This window comes from Vibrio sp. 10N.239.311.G01, assembly GCF_041465805.1.
Classification (GTDB): domain Bacteria; phylum Pseudomonadota; class Gammaproteobacteria; order Enterobacterales; family Vibrionaceae; genus Vibrio; species Vibrio crassostreae_C.
In genome coordinates this window covers 121,670-138,376 of the sequence record NZ_JBFSRM010000004.1, presented here as the reverse complement: position 1 = coordinate 138,376, position 16,707 = coordinate 121,670, and the positions used below count along the sequence as shown (strand labels likewise).

At 43.6% G+C, this 16,707-nt stretch carries 15 protein-coding genes; 7 read left to right on the top strand and 8 right to left on the bottom strand.

The features are described 5' to 3' along the window. Positions 1-10: 10 nt before the first annotated feature. Complete coding sequence (locus AB6D06_RS04750) at positions 11-916, bottom strand: manganese-dependent inorganic pyrophosphatase (RefSeq protein WP_017065328.1); 906 nt, start codon at positions 914-916, stop codon at positions 11-13. A gap of 201 nt (positions 917-1,117) precedes the next feature. On the opposite strand from AB6D06_RS04750, the gene AB6D06_RS04745 reads away from it, so the two are divergent. After that, complete coding sequence (locus tag AB6D06_RS04745; RefSeq protein WP_372109972.1) at positions 1,118-2,332, top strand: putative manganese transporter; 1,215 nt, start codon at positions 1,118-1,120, stop codon at positions 2,330-2,332. Positions 2,333-2,626: 294 nt separating this feature from the next. On the opposite strand, the gene torA is transcribed toward AB6D06_RS04745, so the two are convergent. From torA to torE, 3 genes are read right to left on the bottom strand one after another with little or no spacing between them, the layout of a single operon-like run. Beyond that, positions 2,627-5,089 (bottom strand): trimethylamine-N-oxide reductase TorA, encoded by a 2,463-nt coding sequence (gene torA, locus AB6D06_RS04740; protein WP_102320260.1) that lies wholly within the window; start codon positions 5,087-5,089, stop codon positions 2,627-2,629. A gap of 24 nt (positions 5,090-5,113) precedes the next feature. Next, entirely contained in the window at positions 5,114-6,295 is a 1,182-nt protein-coding gene (torC, locus tag AB6D06_RS04735; protein WP_102332941.1) for a pentaheme c-type cytochrome TorC, read from the bottom strand. A 51-nt stretch (positions 6,296-6,346) separates the two neighbouring features. Continuing rightward, entirely contained in the window at positions 6,347-6,529 is a 183-nt protein-coding gene (gene torE / locus AB6D06_RS04730; RefSeq protein ID WP_017060298.1) for a trimethylamine N-oxide reductase system protein TorE, read from the bottom strand. 437 nt (positions 6,530-6,966) lie between these two features. Between torE and AB6D06_RS04725 the strand changes: the two genes are divergently transcribed. Beyond that, the gene (locus AB6D06_RS04725; RefSeq protein ID WP_102332942.1) at positions 6,967-7,761 is read left to right on the top strand and encodes an ABC transporter permease; all 795 of its coding nucleotides are present in this window, start codon (positions 6,967-6,969) and stop codon (positions 7,759-7,761) included. A gap of 354 nt (positions 7,762-8,115) precedes the next feature. On the opposite strand, the gene focA is transcribed toward AB6D06_RS04725, so the two are convergent. Together focA and AB6D06_RS04715 are read right to left on the bottom strand one after the other, a co-directional pair. Continuing rightward, a complete protein-coding gene (gene focA / locus AB6D06_RS04720) occupies positions 8,116-8,958 on the bottom strand; it encodes a formate transporter FocA (protein ID WP_065583873.1) in 843 nt (280 codons plus the stop codon). 362 nt (positions 8,959-9,320) lie between these two features. Continuing rightward, a complete protein-coding gene (locus AB6D06_RS04715) occupies positions 9,321-10,628 on the bottom strand; it encodes an ATPase (RefSeq protein ID WP_372109971.1) in 1,308 nt (435 codons plus the stop codon). A 257-nt stretch (positions 10,629-10,885) separates the two neighbouring features. On the opposite strand from AB6D06_RS04715, the gene AB6D06_RS04710 reads away from it, so the two are divergent. The 3 genes from AB6D06_RS04710 (at position 10,886) to AB6D06_RS04700 (ending at position 12,743) form a co-directional block, all read left to right on the top strand. After that, positions 10,886-11,116: a TIGR02647 family protein gene (locus AB6D06_RS04710; protein WP_017060280.1), complete on the top strand. Its 231-nt coding sequence runs from the start codon at positions 10,886-10,888 to the stop codon at positions 11,114-11,116. Positions 11,117-11,230: 114 nt separating this feature from the next. Next, complete coding sequence (locus AB6D06_RS04705) at positions 11,231-12,085, top strand: NAD(P)H-binding protein (protein ID WP_017067393.1); 855 nt, start codon at positions 11,231-11,233, stop codon at positions 12,083-12,085. Beyond that, positions 12,078-12,743 carry a YdcF family protein gene (locus AB6D06_RS04700; RefSeq protein WP_032545711.1) on the top strand — a complete coding sequence of 222 codons (666 nt, stop codon included), beginning with the start codon at positions 12,078-12,080 and terminating at the stop codon, positions 12,741-12,743. The genes AB6D06_RS04705 and AB6D06_RS04700 overlap by 8 nt, the downstream gene beginning before the upstream one ends. A 149-nt stretch (positions 12,744-12,892) precedes the next feature. Here the strand turns inward: AB6D06_RS04700 and AB6D06_RS04695 are convergent, their stop codons facing one another. Beyond that, entirely contained in the window at positions 12,893-13,471 is a 579-nt protein-coding gene (locus AB6D06_RS04695; RefSeq protein WP_017060277.1) for a thymidine kinase, read from the bottom strand. 98 nt (positions 13,472-13,569) lie between these two features. Then, complete coding sequence (gene cysS / locus AB6D06_RS04690) at positions 13,570-14,955, bottom strand: cysteine--tRNA ligase (protein ID WP_017060276.1); 1,386 nt, start codon at positions 14,953-14,955, stop codon at positions 13,570-13,572. 365 nt (positions 14,956-15,320) lie between these two features. Between cysS and AB6D06_RS04685 the strand changes: the two genes are divergently transcribed. Both AB6D06_RS04685 and lpxH read left to right on the top strand, forming a co-directional pair. Next, positions 15,321-15,815 carry a peptidylprolyl isomerase gene (locus tag AB6D06_RS04685; protein WP_017060275.1) on the top strand — a complete coding sequence of 165 codons (495 nt, stop codon included), beginning with the start codon at positions 15,321-15,323 and terminating at the stop codon, positions 15,813-15,815. Positions 15,816-15,892: 77 nt separating this feature from the next. Next, on the top strand, positions 15,893-16,627 hold the full coding sequence (gene lpxH, locus AB6D06_RS04680; RefSeq protein ID WP_017060274.1) for a UDP-2,3-diacylglucosamine diphosphatase: 735 nt from the start codon (positions 15,893-15,895) through the stop codon (positions 16,625-16,627). Positions 16,628-16,707 lie beyond the last annotated feature (80 nt).

The window sequence follows — 16,707 nt, the reverse complement described above, 5'->3', positions numbered from 1 at the left end:
AGCGACTTGATTAAACAAGCTCACCTTGTAGCCAAGGCCAGCCTTGCTTCTTACGGCTTAGTGTATTTTCCATCATTAATACGCCGCCTTTCTCGTGCTTAACCAATTTCTCAGCCCACTCACCTTTGTATAGAAGACGAGTTTGAGCAGTAGTGATATCTGTTAGCATTACCGCAGCGAACGCTAGACCGTCTTTCTCACAACGCTCTTCAAGATCAGCTTCTAGCGCTTCGATCATGCCGTCTACTTGCTCAAGAGTCGCAAGTTCAACTTGACCAACAACAACATCACGACCGTTGAATGGGTAGCCTTTAAGGTCTTTTTCTACTAGCTGTGCAGCAGATAGGCCTTCGATGTTTGTTTTTGCGATTAGAAGCGCTTTGATGAATGCATCAACGTCAGTTACGCCAGCAATTTCAGCAAGCTCAGCAACCGCGTCTTTGTCTTTTTGAGTACATGTTGGAGAAGCGAAACCCACTGTGTCTGAAAGAATTGCAGACATCATTAGTTTAGCGATTTGTTGAGAGATTGCGTGACCTTCAATCTTGAACATGTTGAAAAGTACAGTGTTTGTACAACCAACAGGCCAGATCCAAGCTTCCATTGGGTTTACTGTCATCACGTCGCCTAGACGGTGGTGATCAACAATACCTACGATCTCTGCATCAGCAACATCATCTGGTGCTTGTGCTAGATCTGAGTAGTCTACTAGCCAGATTTTCTCACCAGCAACAGAAGTACGAAGCTCTGGCTTTTCAGCACCAGCGACTTCTAGAATGTGTTGAGTTTCGCGGTTGATCTCGCCTTGGCGAATTGGTGTCGCTTCCTCGCCACGAGCCTTAAGAAGCTCAGTTGCAACTAACGCACTACAAATACTGTCACTATCAGGGTTTTTGTGACCAACAACTAAAATCATGTTTCTTCCTATTACACTAACAATTATGACTCTACCTTTAGAGCCTCTCTTTATTAGCCATACTTTACCTCATTTTTTTAGATTGGTCATGTTTCGTGGGTTTAGCCAATAGTAACAATAGATAAAAAAACAACTAATGCAATTGATAATTATTATCATTCGTATATATTTATCTTAAGCCACTAATTTTGAGTAACACCTATGGATCGACTAATCTCTTTTTTGCCAAGCAGTAGTGCTGCGAAAACAACTCAGTTTTCACTGTCATTTAAGCGCCTGCTTTTGCCTGTCTCACTTGCAGCTTTAGTTATGGCGCCTGCCACGCGAGAATTGACGGTCACTACCTTGTCAGACGCGTTTTGGGCAGTGTCTTGTTATGTTGCTTTAACCTTGGCTATTTACCACTGGTTAAGTCTGTACATAAACAAAGATAACGTCTTCAATAAGCTCGTCCATCAATCTCGTTCAAACCAAGTGGTATTCGCGGCTCTCATGGGCGCGTTGCCCGGCTGTGGCGGTGCGATAGTGGTAACCACACAATTTATCTCGGGAAAACTCGGATTTGGTGCGGTAGTTGCGGTGCTCGTCTCAACCATGGGTGACGCGGCGTTCCTGCTCATAGCGAGCGAGCCTAAGACAGGTTTAGCCATGATGGCGATGGGCGTGATCGTGGGTACTGCGTCAGGCCGAATCATTAACTTGTTTCACGCAGACGACTTCTTACGCCCAAAAAAAGCAGAGAAAAATGAAGTGGTGAGCAGCTGTGCTTCTCAATCTCAAGACAAAGAATCGGTCTCTAAAAAAGCGATAAACCTGCAAGGTTACCTGTGGTCTGTACTGATTATTCCGGGTGCTGCCGTTGCCCTACTTGGCTCTTTTCAAGTCGATGTGAACGAGCTGCTCGCTTTGCCTGAAATGTCGATGGAATGGGCGGGGACAGTTTTGCTGATCAGCTCGATGTTTCTGTGGGGGCTAACCCGTGAAATTGAGGATTACAAATCAGCCGTGAGTGAGGACGAAAAGTGTATAGGCTCTCACCCATTGCAAAAGACCGCTCAAGATACAAACTTTGTCACCGCTTGGGTGGTGGTTGCCTTTCTTTTCTTTGAATTTGGCTCTGTGATAGCAAATGTTGATTTTGCGACGCTATTCTCAAGCTGGGGCATCATGCTCCCCCTGGCTGGCGTGTTGATGGGTTTGCTACCGGGCTGTGGACCGCAATTATTGGTCACTAGCTTATACCTTTCAGGCGCCCTGCCACTTTCGGCTCAGGTAGGTAACGCAATTTCAAATGATGGTGACGCGCTATTCCCTGCGATTGCGATGGCTCCCAAAGCGGCACTGGTCGCGACCTTATACTCTAGTGTGCCCGCACTAATCTGTGCTTATAGCTACTGGTTTATATTTGAGATCTAACTTGAGTAGAGTTAACTCCATAGGCTTCTGTAAGGTCGGTACTTTGTATCGGCCTTTTTGTTTCCGCCTGCTTAAGTCTTTCCACAGGTTCTTTTTACATTCCCTTCCTGCTTCACTGCTTCTACCACCTCTCTCAAACAGCGCGTTACAGCCTGTCTCAAAAACGCCCTCTATTAGCCCTGTATAATGCTTATTTAGAAACACCAACACTGATATCAAAAATACAAAAAGCCCCTGTAAGAGTGCTTACAGGGGCTTTAATTCAAGCTTTAATCTTGGTTCTTAAGACAAGACTTAAGAAACTTCGATTGGACCACCGAATGAAGTTACTGGAGGCAGTTTGCCTTGGAACTTCTCGAAATCAACCAAACATGTGTTTGCTGACGTTGCTTGAGCAAGTTCAGACGTACCGATATCTTGAGTCAGTGTGTTTGGATCGCCGTATGTATCTAGCGCGCCCACTTTCTCGTTGATCGGACCGTACCAAGCACCTTCTTCGATACGAACAACACCAGGAGCGTAGCTATCCATTAGAACAGCACCTGCTAGTAGTTGACCACGGTCGTTAAACACACGTACTACATCGCCATCTTTGATGCCTTTCTTCTTAGCATCTACTGGGTTGATGTAGATTGGCTCACGGCCTTGTACCGCGTAAGTCGCACGCCACTCTTCAGATTCACACATCTGAGAGTGAAGACGCTTGTCTGGGTGACAAGATTGTAGCCAGTACGGGTGCTTGTCAGAGCCTGGACCACCGTGTGAACGTTCAGATTTCTCGAACCACATTGGGTGTTCTTGACAGTGCTCGTAGCCCATATTGCCAACAGTACGGCTTGTGATTTCGATGAAACCAGAAGGCGTGCCTAGTGCGTTGATCTCTGGATCTTCACGGAATGAAGCGTGACGAGTCCATGGCTTACCTTTGCCGAAGTCTAGGAAACCTTTCTCCCAGAACTCAGCAAACTCAGGCATTTCGAAGCTACCTTCGTTTGATGCGCGACATTCGTCGTACAGAGATTTAACCCACTGCATTTCGTCCATACCACGCGTGTAATCGTCGTAACGACCCCAACGCTTAGTTAGGCTAGACATGATCTCGAAGTCAGTCTTAGACTGGAACAGAGGATCCACTAGCTTGTGCATTGCGATCAAACCACGGCCAGAGTATGCGCCATAACCATCAATATCGTTTCGTTCCCACTGAGTACATGCAGGAAGCACGATGTCAGAGTGACGACAAGTTGCAGTCCAAGCAAAATCAACAGCCACTACAGTTTGTAGGCTCTTGAATGCTTTACGCATCTTGTTGCGATCTTGGTGGTGGTGCCACGGGTTGTTACCACTAAATACCATCATCTTGATATCAGGTAGTGTTACCGTTGAACCATTCGCTTTGATCTTCTTACCAGGCTCTAGCAAGCTATCAACCCAACGAGCAACTGGGATTACGCGGCTGTAGCCGTTGTAATCTGTGTTGGTGTACTTAGGTGATTGACCTTGGTCGATGTTCAGCGGGAAAGAACCCGGAGCAGCGAAGCCAGTTGAAGATACACCGATACCAGAGTAGTGGTGACCGTAAGAGATACCACCGCCCGGTAGACCAATTTGGCCAACCATTGCTGCGATAACTGCACACATCCAGTAAGGCTGTTCACCGTGCTCTTGACGTTGGATACTCCAACCAACAAGAATCTGTGTACGACCGTTAACCAGCATCTTAGCGAAGTCACGAATAGAGTCCGCGCTTGCGCCACAGATAGCAGAAGCCCATTCTGGCGTCTTCTCAACTCTGTCTTTCGTTTCACCTTGAACGTACTTGATGAAATCTTCAAAACCTAGACAGTAAGTTTCGATGAACTTCTTGTCGTATAGGCCTTCGTTGTAAAGAACGTGAGCAACACCAAGCATGAACGCCACATCAGTTTGTGGGTTGATGTACATTTGCTCGTTTTCTAGGTAACGACCTGTTTTGTTTTTAACAGGGTCAACAGAAACAACGTTGATCTCTTTCTTAGCAACTTTTTCTTTCAGCTGTTCTAGGTATGCGAACGACTCGTGAGTCTCACATGTCCAACCTACTTGAAGGTTTTTAACTGGATCGTTACCCCAAAGAACAATGTTGTCACTGTTTTCTAGGATAAGTTCCCAAGATGTACCTTGTGCGTAAACTTCAGTAGAACCTAGCACGTAAGGCATGATCGTTTGACCAGCACCTGTTGAGTAGTCACCGATTTTCTTCACAGAGTAACCGTGAAGTGCCATTGCACGTTGCATGTGGTTAGTACAGCTATGGAACTGACCTGTTTGTCTCCAACCAGTTTGACCTGTATGAAGCGCCCATGGACCGTAATCTTTCTGTACGCGCTCTAGCTCGCGGTAAACAAGGTCTAGTGCCTCATCCCAAGTCACACGAATAAAGCGGTTGTTACCACGCGTGTCTGCGCTGTACTTATGCTTCTTCAACCAATCTAGGCGAACCATTGGGTAACGCACACGTGATGGACTGTAGATAATACCTTTAATACCTTTCAACATCTCAGTTGGGTGTTGATCGATTTCTAAAGGTTTAATTTCTTGCACTTTACCCGCGTAAACGCGAGCTCGGAATGCACCCCAGTGAGAACCAGAGACTTTCCACGCGCCGTCTGTTTCTGCAGCAGACGCTGATGCCGACGCCAATAAGCTTGGACCGATAACCGATGCCGCACTTGTAGTAGCGACACCTTTCAGGAAACTTCTTCTTGTAATTGCCATTGTGTTACTCCAATTGACGTCTTATTAGTGATGGCCTTCAGAAAAATCTGATGAGTGCTTCTGTAGATACTTAAGAACCAATGCTTCTGTATCTGTATCGAAGTTAACGAATGCAATCATACCATCTAGCATGCCTACCCAACCGTTAGCGCTGAAGTGAGCTTCATCTGGCTGTGAGTGACACGTTGAACAGTTAGATTGGTACGCTTGACCAGCTGCGTTCCAGATTGCATCGAAGTTATCAACCATAGACTCTTTCTTCATCCAAAGTGCTAGGTTAACTTCTTCCCAAGGAAGGCCAGTTAGCTCATCTTCTTTCTTCTCACCAACAGTGATTACGTCACTTTGAGATACTTCTTTCGTCAAGATTGCAGTCGAGATGTTCATACCGAAGTCTTCTTGGATTACACGTCCGAAGCCTTTCGCTTTACGCCAACCGTCGATTTGAATCTTGATCATGTCGCCTTTTTCGTCGATCACAGCAACTTTACTTGCAGGGCTTAATAGACCCGCTTCAACTTCAGCTGTTTCATCTGTGTACATTGGTAGGTGACGAATAGAGATCACGTCTGAACCATTTGCGTAAGATGTGCTGCTTGCTACGTTTTCTAGCTCGCCAACAATACCGCTCGCTGATGCCATATCTAATGGAAGGTTGTGAGCAATACCTTTGTGACAGTCAACACAGCTTTGATCACGCTCTGCCGCGTTCTTCATCTGGATACGCGCTGTTGGGCGCATGTTTTCGAAATCCATTGAATCGTAGTTGTGGCAGTTTTTACACTCTAGAGATTTGTTCGAAGAGAAGCGATCCCATTCGTGTTTAGCCAGTTCGATACGACGAGCTTCGAATTTCTCAGGCGTATCTAGGTCACCAAATACTTGAGCGAATACTTCTTTAGAAGCTTGCATCTTACGAGCGATTTTTGCTGTCCATTCATGTGGAACGTGACAGTCAGGACAAGTAGCACGTACACCAGAAGTGTTTTTCCAGTGAACCGTTTCTTGTAGTTCTACGTATACGTTGTCACGCATGGTGTGACAGCTTACACAGAATTCTTCTGTATTTGTGTGCTCTAGAGCTGTGTTAAAACCGCCCCAGAAAATAACACCGGCGATAAAGCCACCCATAGTTAGTACACCAAGACTGATGTGTACTGCTGGGCGAGTCATTGTGCGCCATAATTTAACTAAAAATGATTTCATGTTTAGCTCTCTTAAATATTGATTTTAAAAAATGTTGTTACTTAGAGGGCATTACATGCCGCCGTGAGCACCTGGAGGTCCGAATACAAACACTTGCAGTGCCCAAACTAGGAAGCCGTAACCGCCTACAAAAGCCACACTTAATATTGGGAAGAGAACCACCGCGATGAAGAGGAAAGACTTCCACTCCAGCGAATGTTTTTCGCTAGTTTCAATTTTATTAACATCACTCATACATTTTGCCTATTTTGTATTTAGTAATTTCGAGTAACCCATTCTATGGGGCTAAAGTTCTTAAGTATCTAACGACAAATTTTAGACCATACTCAAAGTAGGGTTCAATCAAATCTCCCGTTATAACCCTTGCTAATCAATACTTTTTTGAGCTCATCCAAAGTTGTTTTTAGTTAAACAAAGTTATTAAAAAGTATTAACAAATGTGAAGAATTAAGTATATTTCACAAATGTTAAATTCCAACACCTGTGCAACCGTATTGTAACCAATTTTAACGTTTTACCTACTAAGTAGTAGCCAAAAATGCCTCAAAAAACCAATATTTTGTGGTTTGATTGTTAAATTATTGATCGTTTTTCGAATCGATGACTTTGCAGTTGAAATGCATCATTTGGCACTTTCATATATGATAGAAGCCTTATTAAAAGGAAGCATTATGCAAGACGTTATTGATATATCTTGGTGGCAATTATTGTTTTTCAGTTCACTTCTCTTGCTGCCAATTGTAATCAACTACAAGCTAAAACTTGGCCTTGGCAAAGAGGCTTCTATCAGCATCATTCGCATGACTGTTCAGCTATTTCTGGTTGGCCTCTACCTAGAATACCTGTTCACTTTGAATAGCTTGTGGGTCAATTTACTGTGGTTATTTACGATGATTATCGTTGGGGCAAGCTCGATTGTTGAAAAGTCCAAGTTACCCCGAAACCTCTTGTTAGTCCCAGTCGCTGTGAGCCTAGCGGTAACCTGTGTACCCATTGTCTTGTTTATCTGCTTATTCATCATTAAACCAACACCGGTTTTTAACGCACAGTACTTAATCCCTATTGCAGGGATGCTGTTAGGTAATAGCTTAAGCAGTAACATCGTGGCATTGCAGAACTTGTTCGGTGCTTTTGAAACGCAGAAATCAGAGTACGAAGCGGCTATCGCTTTAGGTGCCTCTCCTTCCTATGCTGCAGCGCCTTTTGTGCGTAATGCTATACAGAAAGCGATGTCTCCTATTATGGCCTCAATGGCAACCACAGGCTTGGTAACGCTACCAGGAATGATGACAGGACAAATCTTAGGGGGTGCTTCACCAATGATCGCGATTAAGTATCAACTGATGATCATGTTGGCTATTTTCGTGATGATGAGCTGCTCCTTAGCGCTTGCACTTCACCTATCGTTAAAGACTTCTCTGACCAAAGAAGGGCGAGTTCTCGCTCAAATACAGCCTTCAAAATAACCTCCCGACTCATCTTAGATCTGGTTACTCACTGAATTTGATACAGGTTATCCACAGAAATTGTGGATAACCAAATCAATATAGATCCTTTTTTGTCCATTTCGGCTCGCGCAAAGATCATTGCCATTGATCCTTGGGTTATTTCAAAGACATATACACACGTGCAGAACTGCGTTGTTAAGCGTTCAAATGATAATTTAAGAATTCAACGAGTAAGTTTTCCACAAATAAAAAACGGCCTGCAATGCAGGCCGTCTTGTAAATGTCATAAGTCAGTTCAATGTTTCCACTCTGAGCTTTAACTAATCTTGTCATTGAGCTAGTCACACAAGCTTTGTTGATCCGCCATCTTTATTAATCGCGTAAATAAATCAACCAATACCACATGCCAACAAAGATACCGCCGCCGATGATGTTACCGATAGTAACGGGCAGCAAGTTGTTCATCAGAAAGTCCATCATGTTTAGGTCAACATAGTCTGCTGGATTAGCCCCTGTCATTGTCCAGAATTCAGTTGGAGCAAATGTTTTGATACCGATAGCTAAAGGAACTTGGAACATATTCGCAATACAGTGCTCAAAGCCCGATGATACAAACATCGCGACAGGTAAAATCAGTACTGCAATTTTGTCAGTCAGTGTTCGTCCACTAAACGTCATCCATACCGCGATACAAACCAATACGTTACACATGATGCCAAGCGCGATAGCTTGGATAAAACCATGGTGCATTTTGTGCTGAGAGATGGCCATGGCATTCAAACCCACTTGCCCATGGTCGAACATGTACTGTTTAGTCAGAAGCATGCATGCCACTAGCAATAAAGCACCAATAAGGTTACCGATATAAACGGTCGCCCAGTTCTTTACTAGGGTTCCCCAGCTAATCTTGCCACTTGCACGAGCAACAAGAGTGAGCACCGAACTGGTAAATAGTTCACCGCCAGTAACAACAACGAGGATTAGGCCCAAGCTAAATGCAAGGCCACCTAGGACGCGAGTAATACCCCAAGGTAAATCACCAGCGCCAGTGGTTACAATTGTGTAGAACACAAACGCAATACCGATATGTATGCCAGCTGAAATCGCTAGGAGAAAAGATTTGGTTGGATCTTTGGTTGCTTTACCTACGCCAATATCTGCAGCGCGCTCAGCCATTTGTGGCGGTAATAATGAGTCAAATTGGTTTAGATTCATGATGATTTACATTTTGAAACATGTTGTCGGGAGCGCGATAATCCTCTCTTTCATTTCTGAATTCAAGAGCTATTTGGGACTCAAAATACCTCCCACAACCTTGTGGAAAGGAAATAGCCCAAGTTATTCAAAATTCATACGACTTTAGTAGTAAAAAGAAAACTATGCTGAATGATTAGTTATCAGCATAGAAAATAACACATCTATAAATATCAACAAGTTACGTTAAAAATAAAAGAATAACGTACACTAAAATGGCTCACAGAGCGCTTTTATTTCTAGATTTTGACATAGATCAACAGAACGTAAAAAAGCGCCCTAAGGCGCTTTTAACTCAATCACAAATAAAGAAATTAGTGATGCTAAACCGAAGGTTCAATCACTTCTTCTGATGATTGTTCTAGGGTTGAATCCTCTAGAGTAGATTCAACAGCTGGGGACATCACATCAGAGTCACTTTCGTTGGCCACTTTGCCACCTAAGCTTTTCAAACTATCCACTAACTCTTCTAAGCTTTTAATGTGAGCATCACTCTTGGTAATCTGCTCACCGAGCAACTCACTGTGCTTGGTCGCTTCAACCAATTTCTGTGTTTGTTTCTGATTCTCACTTTCTAACTTAGCGAGTCGTTCAGTCAAAGTTTTAATCTCTGACTTTAATGACGCCGTCATGTCTGAGCCTTTCAGCGCTTTAACACTCGCTACAATTTTTTGAGACTGAAGGCGCAATACAACATCACGGTGATCTTCATCATTAACCACTTGTGAAATGCTCAGCAACTGATTCTCTGCATTCAAAACCGATTGTTCGAACTTGTCGCCTTTTACACTCGCGAGCACTTTTACTTCATGAGCGACACTGCTCACGTGGTTCAACTCAAACTCCGCAGCGTGTACCGCATCTTCAATGATCGACTTTTCACGGGGACTGGCTTTGACTTGGCTTTCTGCCAAAGCAATTTGAGATGCTGCTTTAGCAAACGTCAGTGGAGCAACGTCATCGAAATCTTCATCTTCCAAGAACTCTAATTCGTTCTTCAAAGGTTCGATGTATTTCTTATGTGCCACTTTGACTTCTAGTAAGCGAGCATTGTTAAGAAATTCCACCTGCGCTTCTTGAGCGTCTTCAAGCTCATCGACCAGAACATACTCAAACAACTCGCTGTATTCTGAATACAAACGTTTGTAGCTCGAGGTAAACATGGTATCTGCGCCAAGAAACTTCAGGTAATCCATTTGGACAATCGAATCCGCGAGTACTCGATCAGCCTTCTTCTTTAACACTAAGATCGAGTCATAGTTTGATTTGATCAAAGCGATTTTTTCATCGAAGGCTTCAGCGTAAGTTAGGCTCGAAAAAATGGAGTAACTCTTGGTTATCCGAGTTTCGTCTTTAAGTAAGTCCGCATAAATGCTTTCAGCATCATCCCATGCGTCTAATAGTTCATTGTAATTCTCTGGTGCATAGAGAGATAATTGAGCATGGTCTTCAAGCTTAACTTCCCATTCGGAGTAAACGCTTTGGACAGACTGAAATGAACGGACCTCTATTGTCGATTCATTATTGTTGTTTGTGGTTTGGTTCGCGTCTGTCTGCTCTGAGGGTGTACTTTGACAACCTGAGATAGCAAATAGCATACTGATCGTTAATGCTACTTTGTTCGCTCTCACTTATGCATATCCTTTTTATACAATATTCGCTCAATGCAAATTATTTCTAGTCACAATATATTACAACCACTTAGCAATAAACATCACTGATGATTTAAGTGGGTGCAAATCACCCAATATAACCAAAATAAACTCATCACTCGATGATTAATCAATCAATTTGGTATCACTTATCAATTCTCTTTATTTGCTATTGCCTGAGCCGAGAATGCGCACTAAGGTGAAGGTAGAGAACGTTATGAATATATAGGTCAATTATGAAGTACAACGCTGAACATATTGCTGATTTAAACCTCCTTCTTCAATTTGATGTAAGTAGTGCAGCTACTGGAATTAAAGTCCATCAAGAGGCAGCTCAAGAAACTCAAGACGCTGTTAAGCGCCTATTCGAAAAAAACCTTTGTACTCAGCCAGACGGCGGTTACCTAACAGATGAAGGTATCGAGATGGCAGAGCGCGCAGACAAGCTTCTTCGCGTACTAAACTAAAGCTCCATTGTTCTAGTAAAAACTCCACTTGCTTCGGCCGTGGAGTTTTTTCATTTTTGGGCAAAGCTTTGTTAGGCTTATTGTAAATTCGTCATTTGCAGTTGTGAGGAACACATGGCTTCTATATTTATTGTCGGTGCAGGATGGGTAGGTGTACCTTTATCTGAACATTTAGAAAAACATGGTAACCGAGTAGTGGTCACGAAAACGACCCAAGCGGGAGCAGATGCCATTGGTAGCGAACAAATTCCATGTGAAGTGTTTAGCTTTGATTCATCCGATCCACAACAGACTATCGGGCGACTCTATTCATTGTTACTCGAAAACAACACTGAAATTGTGATTGGCAGCTTCCCTCCTGGCTTTAGAAAAGGAGCAGGACAAGAGTATGCCGACTACTGGCAGCAACTCACCAATTCATGCCAAAAGGCCAACATTAAAAAGCTCATTATGGTTAGTTCAACTACGGTATACCCAACTAAGCCGGGTGTGCTGAACGAGCTGGATGCATCACTCCCTCTTTCGACCTCAGATAACGAGCACGCGTCTTTATTTTCCGATAACGCACGAATCATGCTGCAAGCTGAACAGTCAGTGATTGATTCCGGTATCGACTACACCATTCTTCGCTTTAGTGGCTTAATCGGCCCAAGCCGTCACCCATCACGCTTCGCAAGCAAGTTAAAGCAAGTCAGCACTCAAGCTCCAGCCAACATGCTGCACCTTGATGATGCAATTGGTGCTGTCGATTTCGCTATCAGTCAACTGCACAATGAAATAGTTAACGTGACCACACCAAATACAGTCAGTAAGGCGGAGTTTTATGCCGCGGCACTGAAAAGCGCCAACAGCAGTGAGCCTCTGCCCGCTGTTGTTGATACCCCAGACAAGTTAATCTCTTCGAAGAAGATTCTCGACTTAGGTTATTCATTTAAATTCGAATCCACACTGGACGCACTTCATGACTGAACAATCTATTGCTAACAAAAATCCCAACATAAAACTGCATCGCTCAGTCGACACCCTTTGGAACTTTATGTCGATGGGTCACAAGGTTACGCCTTCCGACTGTATCTTTGTATTGTGTAGCAACGATACTCGCGTAGCTGAATATGCAGCCGAGCTTTATCACCAACAGATCGCGCCTTACATCGTTTTTTCTGGCGGTGTGGGACGCTTTACCGAAAGAAGCTTTGAACGCTCAGAAGCAGAAACATTCGCTTCTATCGCACGAGATTGTGGCGTGCCTGACTCTGACATTATCATAGAGAAACACGCAACAAATACTGGGGAAAATGTACGATTCACTCATGAGTTGCTGACAGAAAAAGGGTTATCGCCGAAAAGGCTAACCTTAGTTCAGAAGCCCTTCATGGAGAAACGTACCTACGCAACCTTCAGTAAACAATGGCCTGACGAAACTTCCGAGATTACCGTGACGTCGCGATGGCAAACTTGGGATGATTACTTTAACGAAGAGTTGCCGTTAGATATGGTGTTAGGCGCATTAATTGCTGATTACGAGCGAATCAAATCCTACCCAGAGAAAGGCTTTCAGATTGAGATGCCGATCCCCGACGACGTTGACCACGCCTATCAAGCATTGAAGAAGCTCGGTTTCGAATAAGCAAAAGTTAGACTTTGAACAAAGTAAAAGCTCGGCAGGAAATAAAACAAAAGCTCGGCTTGGAAGAAAGCAAAACACAGGCCCAATAAACAAAAACGGTGACACTTGGTCACCGTTTTTCGTTCTTTCGCGTTAGCAAATAGATCGGCTTATTTACCCAACGCTTCTTTGTAGTGCAGACGGCAAACAGAAACGTATTTGTCGTTACCGCCAATAGCCACTTGGTCGCCCTCAGCAATCGCCACACCGTGCTCGTCGGTACGAATTACCATGTTCGCTTTACGGCCACAGTGACAAATTGTTTTAAGCTCAACAAGTTTATCTGCCCAAGACAGTAAGTAACGGCTACCTTCAAACAGTTCACCCAGGAAATCGGTACGTAGGCCGTAACAAAGTACAGGGATGTGCAGCTTATCAACCACTTCTGTTAATTGGTACACCTGCTCCTTCGATAAAAATTGGCACTCATCGATCAAAACACAATGACGCTTTTCTTCCTCATTGAGCTTTTTGATCGCATCAAACATGTTGGTGTCATTTTTAAACAGCTGAGCTTCAGATTGCAGACCAATTCGTGAGCTCACTTTACCGATACCATAGCGATCGTCCAAAGCTGCCGTAAAGATCACTGGCGTCATGCCACGTTCTTGGTAGTTGAATGAAGATTGAAGAAGCGTTGTTGATTTACCCGCATTCATTGCCGAGTAATAAAAATACATCTGAGCCACAGAAATATTCCTGTTAATTAAAAGTTGAAGATAGAAAAGGTGAAAATAGAGAATTCGTGCTAGAAAAAAGGGCTGAAAATCAGCCCTTTTTATAAGATTTACTTACGACGCCAAGTCGTACCTTCTGGGCCATCTTCCAGAACAATACCCAACTCGTTTAGCTTATCACGCGCAAGGTCGGCATTTGCCCAATCCTTTGAAGCACGAGAGTCGTTACGCAGTTTGATCAACGCTTCGATTTCAGCCACTTCGTCGTCGTTACCTGCCGCATCACCTTGTAGGAAGGCTTCTGGCTCTTGGTGAAGAATACCGATGATGTCTGCTAGTTCACGCATCAATGCACCCAGTCCGCTTGCTTTTTCAATGCTTTCAGGCTTGATACGGTTGATTTCACGAGCCATTTCAAACAGTACTGAATAAGCTTCAGGTGTGTTGAAATCATCGTTCATCGCTGTAGAGAATCGAGTCACGTACTCTTCGCCACCGGCAGGAGCGGCTGTAAGGTCTAGGCCACGAAGTGACGTGTATAGACGCTCTAGTGATGCGCGAGCTTGGTTTAGGTTATCTTCGCTGTAGTTTAGCTGGCTACGGTAGTGACCAGACATTAGGAAGTAACGTACCGTTTCAGCATCGTAATGTGCTAGCACGTCACGGATAGTGAAGAAGTTACCTAGTGACTTAGACATCTTCTCTTTGTCTACCATCACCATACCACTGTGCATCCAAGTATTTACATACTGAGTGCCGTGCGCGCAGCAAGACTGTGCGATTTCGTTTTCGTGGTGAGGGAACTGCAGATCTGAACCACCACCGTGGATATCGAAGTGGTTACCCAGAATAGACGAGTTCATTGCTGAACATTCGATGTGCCAACCTGGACGACCCGGGCCCCATGGCGATTCCCATGTAGGTTCACCTGGCTTAGACATCTTCCAAAGAACGAAGTCTAGTGGGCTGCGTTTTGCAGATTCAACATCAACGCGAGCACCCGCTTGAAGCTGATCAAGGTCTTGCTTTGAAAGCTTACCGTATTCGTCGAATTTCTTTACTTCAAACATCACGTCGCCGTTGCTTGCAACGTATGCGAAACCACGTTCAATCAGCTTTTCAACAAGCTCGATGATTTCAGTGATGTATTCTGTCGCACGAGGCTCAACATCTGGACGCTTCATGTTCAATGCATCAAAGTCAGCGTGCATCTCACCGATTAAACGCTCAGTCAGAGAGTCACAAGACTCACCGTTTTCGTTAGCGCGTTTGATGATTTTGTCATCGATATCTGTGATGTTACGAACGAAATTCAAATCGTAACCAAGGTAACGAAGGTAACGAGTTACTACGTCGAAAGAAACGAACGTACGACCATGACCAATATGACAGAGATCGTATATGGTTACCCCACAGACATACATGCCGACTTTGCCAGCTGTAATTGGTTTGAATTCCTCTTTCTGTCTTGTGAGCGTGTTATATATCTTCAGCATGATCTCTATCTATTTTATGGATTAATCAAAATAAGCTCGCAGTATAACAAGTCATACCTTAATAGGTAATCCCTAAAAGCAGGAATTATACCCATCACGGTAAGTAGATGGTTATAAATAGCGCAGAAAAAATGCTTGAGAACAAGGAAGCTCTTTTCGACAAAAAGTTTCGATAAGTAGTTATTCTACATTCAAAATTTCTAACGACGTTATCAAGTGTTTTAACAAGCTAGGATGGCCAGTTATTTACTACGATTGGTATTACCTCAAACATCCGAGTTAAGTTAATGATTTGGTGATTTGAAAGTCTGCCAACATGCGCTAGAATTCGAACTTCATATTAAAAAGACAGTAAGGTAACAATCATGATCATCCTTCACACAAATTTTGGTGATATCAAAGTTCAACTTAACGAAGAAAAAGCACCAGAAACAAGCGCAAACTTTCTACAGTATTGCCGTGACGGTTTCTACGACAACACACTATTCCACCGTGTTATCGATGGTTTCATGATTCAAGGCGGCGGCATGACTTCTGGCCTTAAAGAAAAGGCAACTCGTGCAACGATCAAGAACGAAGCAAACAACGGTCTAGCGAACAAAGTTGGTACGCTAGCAATGGCTCGTACTATGGAACCGCATTCAGCCAGCTCTCAGTTCTTCATCAACGTTAACGACAACTCTTTCCTAAACTTCCGTAGCGAAAGCCTAGACGGTTGGGGCTACTGTGTATTCGCAGAAGTTGTTGAAGGCATGGACATCGTAAACAAGATTAAAGGTGTTAGCACTGGTTCTATGGGTATGCACCAAGATGTACCTCTAGAAGAAGTGATCATCACTGGTACTACAATCGAAGCTTAATTCATCGCTTTCGGTTAGTATTGATGAGCCGATAAAATCAGGATATAGGGAGCGAATCGCTCCCTTTTTTTAGACCTATGAAAACATATTTTATATCAGATCTGCACCTTTCTCCGTCACGAGAAGACATCACAGACTGCTTCTTAACCTTTATGAAGAAAGAAGCCGTAGAAGCGGATGCACTTTACGTATTAGGTGACCTTTTCGAATTCTGGATTGGTGACGATGATAAGAGTGAATTCGCGACTTCTATCCGCCAAGCGTTTATCGACTTAGTGAAAACAGGCGTGCCTTGTTACTTTACTCAAGGGAACCGCGACTTCTTAGTCGGCAAAAAATTTGCTAAGCAAACGGGCGTACAACTTCTCGACGAAGTTTCTACGATCGATATCTACGGGCAAAAAGCGGTAGTATTGCATGGAGACACTCTATGTACTGAAGATGTAAAGTACCTCGCCTTTCGCGAAAAAGTGCATCAGCCATGGTTACAATGGGTCTTCAACCGAATTCCATTTTTCATCAAGAAGAAAATTGTTTCAAAGGTTCAATCAGATATCAAAGATGACAAGCAGACCAAGTCTCTCGACATCATGGATGTGACACAGCAAGAAGTCGAAGATGTGATGGAACGAAACAATGTCGATCTGATGATCCACGGCCATACTCACCGCCCAGACATCCATACATTTAATGCTAACAATTGCACTAAAACCCGTATCGTACTTGGCGATTGGTATACGCAAGGCTCAGTGCTGGTGTTCACGCCGCAAAGTTTTGAACTACAGAATCGAGCGTTTAGCAATAGCTTTTAACATAACGCTTAAACTTTCACTTTGATTATTATTGTCGGTCAGACTTTCTTAGAAAGTGTATGGTAATTTCTAGTGAATTA